9 protein-coding genes are annotated in these 11169 nt (G+C 63.9%); all 9 read right to left on the reverse strand.

From position 1 onward, the window contains the following. Positions 1-4 precede the first annotated feature (4 nt). Positions 5-1030, reverse strand: a complete 1026-nt coding sequence (locus tag FG13_RS26670) for a diguanylate cyclase (RefSeq protein WP_051959481.1) — start codon at positions 1028-1030, stop codon at positions 5-7. Positions 1031-1040: 10 nt separating this feature from the next. Beyond that, entirely contained in the window at positions 1041-2093 is a 1053-nt protein-coding gene (gene cheB / locus FG13_RS26675; RefSeq protein WP_035828838.1) for a chemotaxis-specific protein-glutamate methyltransferase CheB, read from the reverse strand. 10 nt (positions 2094-2103) lie between these two features. Next, positions 2104-4389, reverse strand: a complete 2286-nt coding sequence (locus tag FG13_RS26680; RefSeq protein ID WP_035825950.1) for a hybrid sensor histidine kinase/response regulator — start codon at positions 4387-4389, stop codon at positions 2104-2106. Next, the gene (locus tag FG13_RS26685) at positions 4386-5072 is read right to left on the reverse strand and encodes a chemotaxis protein CheW (RefSeq protein WP_035825951.1); all 687 of its coding nucleotides are present in this window, start codon (positions 5070-5072) and stop codon (positions 4386-4388) included. The genes FG13_RS26680 and FG13_RS26685 overlap by 4 nt, the downstream gene beginning before the upstream one ends. A gap of 9 nt (positions 5073-5081) precedes the next feature. Beyond that, positions 5082-6326 (reverse strand): CheR family methyltransferase, encoded by a 1245-nt coding sequence (locus FG13_RS26690; protein WP_035825953.1) that lies wholly within the window; start codon positions 6324-6326, stop codon positions 5082-5084. Continuing rightward, the gene (locus tag FG13_RS26695; RefSeq protein WP_035825958.1) at positions 6323-6778 is read right to left on the reverse strand and encodes a chemotaxis protein CheW; all 456 of its coding nucleotides are present in this window, start codon (positions 6776-6778) and stop codon (positions 6323-6325) included. Before FG13_RS26695 ends, FG13_RS26690 begins: the two co-directional genes overlap by 4 nt. 4 nt (positions 6779-6782) lie before the next feature. Continuing rightward, positions 6783-8594: a methyl-accepting chemotaxis protein gene (locus FG13_RS26700; protein ID WP_035825960.1), complete on the reverse strand. Its 1812-nt coding sequence runs from the start codon at positions 8592-8594 to the stop codon at positions 6783-6785. Between the two features lie 175 nt (positions 8595-8769). After that, entirely contained in the window at positions 8770-10005 is a 1236-nt protein-coding gene (locus FG13_RS26705) for an argininosuccinate synthase (RefSeq protein ID WP_035825961.1), read from the reverse strand. A gap of 69 nt (positions 10006-10074) precedes the next feature. After that, complete coding sequence (argF, locus tag FG13_RS26710; protein WP_035825963.1) at positions 10075-10995, reverse strand: ornithine carbamoyltransferase; 921 nt, start codon at positions 10993-10995, stop codon at positions 10075-10077. Positions 10996-11169: the final 174 nt, after the last annotated feature.

An 11169-nucleotide genomic window follows, 5' to 3' on the forward strand; every position in this document is an offset into this window, starting at 1 on the left:
AAAATCAGTCCTGGACGTCATCGGCGCTCAGCACGCTGTTGCGTCCGCCGCGCTTGGCCGCGTACAGGGCCTGGTCCGCGCGGTTGATCAGTTGCTCCACCGTCGAGTCCGGCGACGGCACGATGGTGGCCACGCCGATCGAGATGGTGACGATGCCCGCATCTGCCGCCGGATTCTCGATCTGCAAGCCTTCCAGATGGCGCCGGCACGCTTCGGCGATCAGCAGTGCGCCGGCCGCTTCCGTTTCCGGCAGGATCAGGGCGAACTCTTCGCCGCCGTAACGGGCGGCCAGGTCGGCCGGGCGTTTCAAATGTTCCGTCAGTACGGCGGCGACTTTTTTCAGGCCCAGGTCGCCCGCCAGGTGGCCGAAACGGTCGTTATAGCTCTTGAAATGGTCGATATCGCAGAACAGCAGGCTCAACGGCGTCTTGTCGCGCTGGCCCCGCTGCCATTCGAATTCCAGGGTTTCATCGAAGCGGCGGCGGTTGGCGATGCCTGTCAAGCCATCGAGGGCGGCCAGTTTTTGCAATTCAATATTCGCGTCCGCCAGGTTCTTTTGGCTTTCGCGCAGGAAACGAAAAGCCTGGTCGCGCTGCAAGCGGCTGATGTGCGCGTTGGAATGGTAGCGTATGCGCGCCAGCAACTCCAGGCGATCCGGCAGTTTCACCACATAATCGTTGGCGCCGACGGCAAAGCTGTGCGCCTTCAGTTTCGGGTCATCCTTGGCCGACATCACGATCACGGGCACATGCGCCAGCGCCGCGTTTTCGCGGTACAGCTGGATCAGGCCGAAGCCGTCGATGCCCGGCATCACCAGGTCTTGCAGGATGACGGTCGGTTGCAAGCGCAGCGCCGTGTCCAGCGCCAGGGTGGCGTCGGTCGCGTAATGAAATTCGATATCCTGCTGGTCGCTGAGCATGCGGCGGACTGCCTCGGCAATGATCAACTGGTCGTCCACCAGCAGCACGCTGACCTTGAATTCGGTCAATGCGGGCTCAGGCTGGGTGAAGCTGGAGGAGAATTCTGGCATTGCATTCTTTTCAGATGTTAGGGGAGGGCTCCCACCCATTGTTGAGTTTGGCACCCAGGCGGCTGCGCAGGCTCGCGCCTATTCTATCCAGAGGCAGGATTTGCTGCGCCGCATCGAGTTCGGCCGCCGCGCGCGGCATGCCGTACACGGCGCTGCTGGCCTGGTCTTGCGCGATCGTCGTCTTGCCGGCGCGGCGCATGGCCAGCAAGCCATCGCCGCCGTCGCGCCCCATGCCTGTAAGCAATACCCCGATGGCGTCGCCGCGCCAGTGCTGCGCCACGCAGTTGAAGAAGACATCGACGGACGGGCGGTAAACATAGTCGCGTGGTGCTGCATCGTAACCCAAACGATAATTTTGATCTAGCAGCAGGTGATCATTGGTCTTGGCGATCAGTACCGTGCCGGACACCAGTTCGTCGCCTTCGGCGATCACGCGCACGGGCATGCTGAGCTGGTCATCGAGCCATTTGGCGAAGTGCGAGGCGAAGGTCTCATCGATGTGCTGCACCACCACGATGGCGCAGCCGGGCGGCGCCGTCCAGCCGGACAGCACCTTGGCCACGGCCGACGGCCCGCCCGTCGAGGCGCCGATGGCCACCAGGGTCGATACCTGGCCTTCGCCACGTTCGCCGCCATTGCCGTTCGTCTGGCGCGGCGGCGGTGCTTCGGCGCTGTGGCGTATCAGCTTGCCGATGGTCTTGATCTTGGCCAGCAGTTCGCTGTCGCCGCCCACTTGTCCCTGCAGCACGGGCGTGGCCGTGACGTCGAGCGCACCGGCGCCCAGCGCGCGGAAGACCTGGTTGACATTGTCTTGCGGGCGGCCCGTGACCACCAGGATGGCGCACGGGCTTTGCTCCATGATCAGGCGCGTCGCCTCGACGCCGTCCATCTCCGGCATGTTCAGATCCATCAGGATCAGGTCGGGGCGGTTGCCCTCGCACATGCGCACGGCTTCGAGCCCCGTGCGGGCAATCCACAGCACCTGGTGTTCCTGCGTGCTGGCGACCACGCGGCGCAGGGCTTCGGCGGCCATGGGGACATCATTGGCAATGGCAATTTTCATGAAGTGCAATTCATAAGCGGGCATCTCCTATCAGGTCGGCCACCGCGTCGAGCAAGGTCTCGTCGTGGAAGCTGCCTTTGGTCAGATAATAGTCGGCGCCGGCGGACAGGCCGCGCGCGCGGTCTTCCGGACGGTCCTTGTACGACACGATCATCACCGGCAGCTTGTGCAGGTGCAGGTCCTTCTTGATCAGCGAAACGAGTTCGATGCCATCCATGCGCGGCATGTCCACGTCGGTGATCACCAGGTCGTATTCTCCGCTGCGCACCACGTTCCAGCCGTCGATGCCGTCGATGGCCACGTCGACGTCGAAGCCGCGCGCCAGCAGCAGCTTGCGCTCCATCTCGCGCACCGTCAGCGAATCGTCGACGACGAGGATGCGCTTGGCGCGGCGCTGCTGCGCATGGCCCGCCTGCGCCAGCTGGTGCAGGCCGCCTTCGTGCAGCAGCTTGTCGATCGACAGCAGCAAATCGGGCACGTCGAGGATCAGCACCGGTTCGCCGTCGTCGAGCAGGGCGGCGGCCGAAATGTCGCGCATCTTGCCGAAGATCGGGTCGATGGCCTGCACCGCCAGGCTTTGTTCGCCGCGGATGGCGTCGACCACCAGCGCATAGCTTTGCTTGCCGCGCCCGATCACCACCACCGGCAAATCGTCGGCCTGGCTGGCCGCTTCGCCCAGCTCCAGCACCTGCGCCGCGGACACCAGGCCCAGATGTTCGCCCTTGAGTTCAAAGAACTGCTTGTTTTCCAGGGTATGGATGGCCGCTTGCGGCACGCGCACCACGCTTTCCACCTTGACGATGGGGATGGCGTAGGCTTCACCCTGGATGTCGATCACCAGCGCGCGCACGATCGATTGCGTCAGCGGCAGGGTGATCAGGGCGCGGAAACCCCGCCCCGGTTCCGATTCCAGGCGCACCGTGCCGTTTTGCTGGCGTATCGTTTCGTGCACGATGTCGAGGCCCACGCCGCGCCCGGACAATTGATTCGCCTTTTCCTTCAGGCTGAAGGCGGGCAGGAACAAAAACTCCAGCAATTCACCCGGCGACAGCGCGGCGGCCATGGCGGGGCTGGCCATCTTGCGCTCGATGACGGACTGGCGGATTTTCTCCAGGTCGACGCCGCGCCCGTCGTCGCTGATCTCGATGCTCAGCATGCCGGCGCGGTGGCGCGCTTCCATGCGTATCGTGCCCAGCGCTTCCTTGCCCGCGTCGATGCGCTCGTACGGACCTTCCATGCCATGGTCGATGGCATTGCGCAGCATGTGGTTCAGCGGGCTTTCGATCTTCGCCAGGATGTCGCGGTCGACGAGGGTGTCTTCGCCTTCGATCTCCAGCTGCACTTCCTTGCCCAGGCTGCGCGCCAGGTCGCGCACCATGCGCGGGAATGCGTGGATGCCGTCGCGGAAAGGGCGCATGCGCAGGGCCAGCACTTCGTCGACCATGCCTTGCGAGACGGCCAGCAAGCGCCGTTCATAGGTTTCGATGTCGGCGATGTGTTCGAGCATGAACTGCTTCAGGGGCTGCGTCTTTTGCAGCGCCAGCAGCGACTTTTCCATCAGGCCCGCGTCGCCCGAGCGGGCAATGGCTTCGTGCAGGTGCTCGATGGCGGAAAACAGACTGCTCTGGTTGCGCTTGAAGCGCTGCAGCGCGCCGATGAACGGGTGCATCTGGTGTGCATTGATGCGCGATTCGCTGGCCAGCGACAGCAGTTTGTCGAAATTCTGCGCCGCTGCCTTGGCCGGGGCGGCACCCGCACGCGGCGCCAGGGCGGCCGTTTCCGGTTCATCTCCCGCCAGGCCGCTGGCCACGGGAGCCTGCGCTTCAGCCACCGGCGGCGGCAAGGGCGCCGCGGCCGAGGGCAGGGCCGGCAATTCGGGCAAGTCGGCGATGCCGGCGATGGCGTTCAGGGTCTGGTCGATCTGCGCCGCATTCGCGGCCAGCCACGCTTCGGCGCCCGCGTCGTCCAGGCGCGACAGCTGCACGATCAGGTCGACGCCCGAGAGCAGCACGTCGACCCGCTCCGGCGTGAGTTTCAAGCGGCCATGCTGGGCGGCGACGAAGCTGTCTTCCATGCCGTGCGCCAGCTGCACCACCACCTGCAGGCCGACGATGGCGGCGGCGCCCTTGATCGAGTGCGCCGCGCGCATCATCGCTTCGACGGCGGCCGCGTCGCCCGCATGGCGCTCCATGGCCAGCAAGCCATCGGTGAGAATCTGGGTCTGGCTGTCCGCCTCCATGCGGAACAGGTCCAGCATGGAAAAGGCACTCAGGTCGCCGTGCTGGTCCTGGCTCATCGTAATAGTCTCGCAAGTTGAAAGCCGATCAGCGCCGTGTCGAGGCAGCCGATGCGCAGGTCGCCCTCGGTGATCACGCCCGACAGAAAGCGCGACAGGCCCTTGTTGATGGTGGCCGCCGGCGTTTGCACGGCGCCCGACGCGTAGCGCACGATGCCGTGCAGGTCGGCCACGGGCAGCGCGTAGGCCTGTTCCTCCCAGCGCATCAGCAGCAGGCGCGCGAACGTGTGGCGGCCCTTGGCCGGCGGCGCGCCCTGTTCGTCGATGCCCAGTAAATGCGCCAGCGACATGCACGGATACAGCTTGCCGCCGATATTGACGATGCCCGCCAGGCCGCGACCGCTACGGTGCGGCAGCACGTGCGGCTTGGCTTGCGGCGCCACGGCGTCGAACACGCGCGTGGGCAGCGCCAGCCATTCGCGGCCGATGCGAAACACCAGCACCGAGCTGTCGCGCACTTCGCCGCCCGCATCGATCTGGCGGAAGTGGCTGGCCCAGTCGCGCCGGTAGTGTTCATCCACGGGCCGCTGCAGGTTGCGCTGGGCGGCGCCCGCATATACGTCGCAGTTACGGCAATGCACGTTGGCCGGCAGCCTGGGGCAGCTCTGGTCGCCGACCACGCCGATATGGTTCCAGCAGTCGTCGATGGTGGCGGGGGACTCGGTGGCGATGAGGTTTGTCATGCTTGCCCCTTAGTTGGACGCCTGGCGGCGCTGGTAGATGCGCGCCGCGCGCGCCTTCAGGGTGGCGGCGGCCGTGTGGTTGCCATTGCGTTCAGCCAGCAGGGACAGGTGGCACAGCGCTTCGTAATGGTCGGGCTGCAGGTAGATGCAGCGGCGCCAGTAATCGTCGGCCAGGTCCATCTTGCCGGCCAGTTCATTGATGATGCCCAGCATGAAATACGCTTCCGCCGCCTCGGGCGTTCGCGCCAGGTGGGCGTGGCATTTTTCACCCGCTTCGCGCAGCTGGCCACGGTCGGCCAGCAGGCGCGCCTCGGCCAGCAAATCGGCCTGCGCTGCCGGCGCCGGCGAGGGGGTAGGTACGGGGCGCGTGCGCAAGGCCGCTGGTGCAATGGGGGAGACGGGAGCGGCAGCGCGCCTTGGCGCGGACGGCACGCTGCGCAAGGTGCGCAAGGCCGGCAGTGGCGCCACCTGCACCGGCCCGGCCGGCGCCGCCGTTTCCTTCTTCAGGGCGAAAGCCTGGCGGAACTGCAGCGTCGCAAAGCCGTTCTGGCAGAACGATGGCACTTCCGCATAGCCGGCCAGCAGCATGCCGTCGTCGGCCAGCAGGGCGGACAGGTTGTGGATGGCGGCGCGCGTGGTCGGCTTGTCAAAATAGATCAGCAGGTTGCGGCAGAAGATGACGTCGTAGTGGCGGCTGTAGGTGACCGTGTCGAACTGCAGCAGGTTGCCCTGCCTGAAGGTCACCTGTTCGCGCAAGGAGTCGATGATGCGGTAGGCGTCGTCGGCCACGTGCGTGAAATAGCGTTCGCGGAAGGCGACGTCCTGCGCGCGGAAGGCGTTGCGGCCATACACGCCGGCTTGCGCGCGCTCGATGCAGCCGGGACTGAGGTCATACGCGTCGATGCTGAACGCCTGCTTCGGCACGCCGCCGTCGCGCAGCGCCATGGCCATCGAATACGGTTCCTCGCCGCCCGCGCACGGGATCGACAGGATGCGCGTGGCGCGCCCCCTGGCCCAGCGCTCCTGCACCAGTTCGACGGTGGCGTAGAACGCCTGCGGGTCGCGGAACAGCCATGATTCCGGCACCACCACCAGTTCGATCAATTGCGTCATTTCGGCCGGCGTGAGCGCCTGCAGGTAGGCCTCGCTATCGCTGAAGCCCGTTTGCTCCATGCGCTGGCCGACGGCCCGTTCGGCCACGGACTTGGAAACGGACAGGCCGGTCGCGCGGCGCAGCAGGGCTTGCGCCGTCATGCCGCACCCGCGTCTTGAAACAGCAGCGCGCGCACGTCCGGCGGCAGCAGGTGCTCGAGTTCGACCAGTTGCACGATGCCGTCGGCGTCGCTGGCCACCTGGCCCAGGAAGGGCGCCGTCGCCACGCCGCTATCCTCGAGCTTTTCCGCAGCGATGTCGGCGATGCCGCGCACCTGCGTGGCCATCAAGCCCAGCGCATGCGTGGCGCCGCCGGGCGCGCGGTAGTCGACGATGACGATGCGCGTGTCGAATTGCGCGGCGGCGGCCGGCAGCCCGGCCAGACGCGACAGGTCGATCACGGGCACGGGCGTGCCGTGCAAGTCCATCAGGCCGGCCACGTAGTCTGGCGTGAGCGGCAACTGTTTCAGCTCCAGCAGCGGCAGGACACGCACGATGCCGGCCAGGGGCAGGCCATAGCGGTCGCGTCCGATGTGAAAGAGCAGCACTTTCATGGGATCAGATGGTGACGGCGAAGGTCGACACGCTCGACTGCAGGTCGCCCGCCGCATATTGCAGCTGGTGCACCGCTTCGCTGGTGGCTTTCAGCGATTCCACCGTTTGCTGGGTAGCGTCGTTGAGCTGCATCATGGTGTCGGAAATTTGCGAGGCGCCGATCGCCTGCGACTGCATGCCTTGCAGCACGGCATCGAATTGCGGCGTGAGTTTTTGTACCTGGTCCATCACGGACGACAATTGTTCCGCCACTTGCCGCACTTCGCCCACGCTGCGGCGAATTTCTTCCGAGAATTTATCCATGCCCATCACGCTGGCGGACACGGCCGACTGCATTTCCTTGAGCATTTGCTCGATATCCCACGTGGAAACGGAGGTCTGGTCGGCCAGGCGGCGGATTTCCGTCGCCACGACGGAAAAGCCGCGGCCCGCTTCGCCCGCTTTTTCCGCCTCGATGGCGGCGTTCAGCGAGAGGATATTGGTCTGGTCGGCCACCTTGGTGATGGTGATCAGCACGCTATTGATATTGCTGGCTTTTTCCGACAGGGCCGCCAGCTTGGCGTTGATGGAATCGGTGGCCGAAACCATGTGCTGCATGGTCGAGTCCATGCGCTTGAGGTTATTTTGCGCTTCGGCCGTGGCATTCGTCGTGTAGTCGGCCACGGCGGTGGCGTCTTCCATGGTTTTGAGCAACTGGCTTGTGTTGGCCGAGATTTCCTTGGTGGTGCTGAGAATTTCCACGCTCGTTTGCGCCTGCTCAATGCCCGTGGCTTCCTGCTGGCGTGCCGAGGCGGCGATTTCCGTGGCGGACGTCGTCACCTGGATGCCGGCTTTTTGCACGTTGTTGAGCAGGCTGCGCAGGTTTTCAAACATCTTCGCCAGGCCATTGCCCAGCTGGCCGATGGCGTCGCTGCCCGTGATGCCGACCTTGCCCGTCAGGTCGCCCGAGGCTGCCTTCGACACCACTTCCAGCAGGGAATCGACCTTGGCCCGCAAGCTATTCGTCGCGGCCAGTTCGTTGGCCTGGTTGTCCTGGATGGTTTGCGCCATGCGGTTGAATTCTTCCGTCACCTTGCCCAGCTCGTCGCGCGAGAGGATGGCGGCGCGCGCGCTTTGCTCGCCACCGGCGATGCGCCCGACGGCATCCGTCAGATTGTTCAGCGGGCCGAGGATGGCACGGCCGAGCAGGTAGGAAATGCCCAGCGCCAGCACCACGCACAGCAGGCCGCCCAGCGCCAGGGTCAGCAGCATGGTTTCCTGCAATTTTGTCGAGGTGGCCGTGCGTTCGGCCAGCAAGCGGGTTTCCTCGGCCGCCGCTTCGTCGAGCAGCTTGTTCGCTTGCGCGACGGCCGGATAGCCGGTCGGCGGCATGGTGCGCGCCACCGATTCCGTGGCGCCCGGCGCGTTGCCCAGCGCGCGGCGTTTTTCGATCAGGGGAGCGATCCACTCCTTGACCCAGGTGGCGGTCAGCGCGTCGATCTTGCGGAAGCGCTCCGACTGCACCTTGTTGTCGACCGTCATGGCGATGGCTTTTTGCGTGTGCTGGCTCAGCACCGCCATTTCATCGGTCTCCGGTGTCAGCGACGTTTCACTGCCTGTGAGGATGAAACCGCGCGCTTCCACCTGGATTTGCAGGATGGAATTGTGAATCCTGTCGATCTCGACCAGCACTTCCATCGTGTGGCGGTCCCAGGCATTGGCTTCCGACAGGCGCGAAAAGCTGTTGTAGGCCACGCCCAGCAGTATCAGGATGATGGCCACGATGGAGCCGAAGCCCAGGTACAGTTTATTCTTGATACTCAGGTCTTTGAACATGGGAGGGCTCCGGAAGCGGGAAGGTCAGCACAATTGCACTGTAGCATTTTGCCATGCGGACAGCAAAATGGGGGGCGTGCCGGGGCGTAAATCGCGGCAGAGTGCGCTGTAAACGGAAAAAGCCGCCCGTGGGCGGCTTCGGTGGATGCGGGAGATAGTGCCTCCCGGCAACTAATTACTTCTGGCCACGCTTTTCGCGGGCGATGGCGGCGATGCGCATGCGCAAGGCGTTCAGCTTGATGAAGCCGCCGGCGTCGGCCTGGTTGTAGGCGCCGCCGTCTTCGTCGAAGGTGGCGATGTTCATGTCGAACAGCGAATCCGTCTTCGAATCGCGCGAAACGACGATGACATTGCCCTTGTACAGCTTGATGCGTACCCAGCCGTTCACGGTTTCCTGCGTGTGGTCTATCAGGGTTTGCAGGGCGACGCGCTCGGGCGCCCACCAGTAGCCGTTGTAGATCATCGACGCGTAGCGCGGCATCAGGTCATCTTTCAGGTGAGCCACTTCGCGGTCCAGCGTGATCGATTCGATGGCGCGGTGGGCTTTCAGCATGATGGTGCCGCCCGGGGTTTCATAGCAGCCGCGCGACTTCATGCCGACGTAGCGGTTTTCCACCAGGTCCAGGCGTCCCACGCCATGCTTGCCGCCCACTTTGTTCAGTTCGGCCAATACGGTGGCAGGCGACATGCGCACGCCGTTGATGGCGACGATATCGCCTTTTTCGTATTCGATGTCCAGGTATTCCGCTTCGTCCGGGGCGTTTTCCGGGCTGACGGTCCAGCGCCACATCGTTTCTTCCGCTTCGGCGCTCGGGTTTTCCAGGTGGCGGCCTTCAAAGCTGATGTGCAGCAAGTTGGCGTCCATCGAGTACGGCGCGCCGCCGTTCTTGTGCTTCATGTCGATTTCGATGCCGGCGTCTTCCGCGTACTTCAGCAGTTTTTCGCGCGACAGCAGATCCCACTCGCGCCATGGAGCGATGATTTTCACGCCAGGTTTCAGCGCGTAGGCGCCCAGTTCGAAACGCACCTGGTCGTTGCCCTTGCCGGTCGCGCCGTGCGAGATGGCGTCGGCGCCGGTGGCGTTGGCGATTTCGATCAGGCGCTTGGCGATCAAAGGACGGGCGATCGAGGTGCCCAGCAGGTATTCGCCTTCATACACGGTGTTGGCGCGGAACATCGGGAAGACGAAATCGCGCACGAATTCTTCGCGGACATCTTCGATATGGATGTTTTCCGGCTTGATGCCGAATTTGATGGCCTTGGCGCGCGCCGGTTCCAGTTCTTCGCCCTGGCCCAGGTCGGCCGTGAAGGTGACGATTTCGCACTGGTAGTTATCTTGCAGCCACTTCAGGATGACGGAGGTGTCGAGTCCGCCGGAATAGGCCAGGACTACTTTTTTAATGTCGCTCATATTGCTTCCAGTTGTCGTTGTCGATGTATGTGTTGCGATGCTGCCGGGAGTTCTGCAGTTCCAGGCGAATTATTGGATTTTACCGAGTAACAGGTATTCAATCAGCGCTTTTTGCACGTGCAAGCGGTTTTCCGCCTCGTCCCACACGACAGATTGCGGGCCGTCGATGACTTCGGCGGCCACTTCCTCGCCGCGGTGGGCGGGCAGGCAGTGCATGAACAGGGCGTCGGGCGCGGCGCGGGACATCTTCGCGCCATCGACGATCCAGCCGTCGAAGGCGGCGATGCGGGCCGCGTTTTCCGCTTCGTAACCCATGCTGGTCCACACGTCCGTGTTGACCAGGTGTGCGCCCTCGCAGGCGTCCGACGGGTTGGCGAAGAAGGTGTAGCGCTCGGTCTTGACTTGCGACATGTCGATGTCGTAGCCCTTCGGCGTCGACACGTTGACGTGGAAGCCGAACACTTCGGCCGCCTGCAGCCACGAGTACAGCATGTTGTTGGCGTCGCCGATCCAGGCGACGACCTTGCCGGCGATCGAGCCGCGGTGTTCGATGTAGGTGAAGATGTCGGCAAAGACCTGGCACGGGTGGTGCTCATTGGTCAGTCCATTGATCACCGGCACGCGCGAATTGGCGGCGAAACGCTCGATGATTTCCTGGCCGAAGGTACGCACCATGATGATGTCGCACATGCGCGACATGACCTGGCCCGCGTCTTCCACCGGCTCGCCGCGGCCCAGCTGGGAATCGCGCGTGTTCAGGTAGATGGCGGCGCCGCCCAACTGGTGCATGCCGGCCTCGAACGACAATCGCGTGCGGGTCGAGTTCTTTTCAAAGACCATCACCAGGGTGCGGTCGATCAATGGATGGTAGATTTCATAGTTCTTGAACTTGCGCTTGATCAGATGGGCGCGTTCGATCACATATTCATACTCTTCCAACGTGAAATCGGAGAACTGGAGGTAGTGCTTGATCGGTTTTTTTGTCGACATAATGACCACTTGAAGATGCGCAGGCCGCCGGCGGCGTGCCTTTCCCGCCGGGTTGCATCAGCGTACAACATCTCGTCTGATGACTGCCTCGCCCGGCGCGCTGCTGTGTTGATCGGTGCCCGTGCCTGTTTGTCGCGCGGGTCGATGCGGTTTGCCAAGTTGTAAATCATGCAA

It is taken from the genome of Janthinobacterium sp. RA13 (assembly GCF_000745325.1).
In the GTDB taxonomy this organism is placed as follows: domain Bacteria; phylum Pseudomonadota; class Gammaproteobacteria; order Burkholderiales; family Burkholderiaceae_D; genus Janthinobacterium; species Janthinobacterium rivuli.

Bases quoted from the DNA above. Each gene is read 5' to 3' on its own strand.
- FG13_RS26670 (WP_051959481.1), bottom strand. From the start codon at position 1,030: ATGCCAGAATTCTCCTCCAGCTTCACCCAGCCTGAGCCCGCATTGACC.
- cheB (WP_035828838.1), bottom strand. From the start codon at position 2,093: ATGAAAATTGCCATTGCCAATGATGTCCCCATGGCCGCCGAAGCCCTG.
- FG13_RS26680 (WP_035825950.1), bottom strand. From the start codon at position 4,389: ATGAGCCAGGACCAGCACGGCGACCTGAGTGCCTTTTCCATGCTGGAC.
- FG13_RS26685 (WP_035825951.1), bottom strand. From the start codon at position 5,072: ATGACAAACCTCATCGCCACCGAGTCCCCCGCCACCATCGACGACTGC.
- FG13_RS26690 (WP_035825953.1), bottom strand. From the start codon at position 6,326: ATGACGGCGCAAGCCCTGCTGCGCCGCGCGACCGGCCTGTCCGTTTCC.
- FG13_RS26695 (WP_035825958.1), bottom strand. From the start codon at position 6,778: ATGAAAGTGCTGCTCTTTCACATCGGACGCGACCGCTATGGCCTGCCC.
- FG13_RS26700 (WP_035825960.1), bottom strand. From the start codon at position 8,594: ATGTTCAAAGACCTGAGTATCAAGAATAAACTGTACCTGGGCTTCGGC.
- FG13_RS26705 (WP_035825961.1), bottom strand. From the start codon at position 10,005: ATGAGCGACATTAAAAAAGTAGTCCTGGCCTATTCCGGCGGACTCGAC.
- argF (WP_035825963.1), bottom strand. From the start codon at position 10,995: ATGTCGACAAAAAAACCGATCAAGCACTACCTCCAGTTCTCCGATTTC.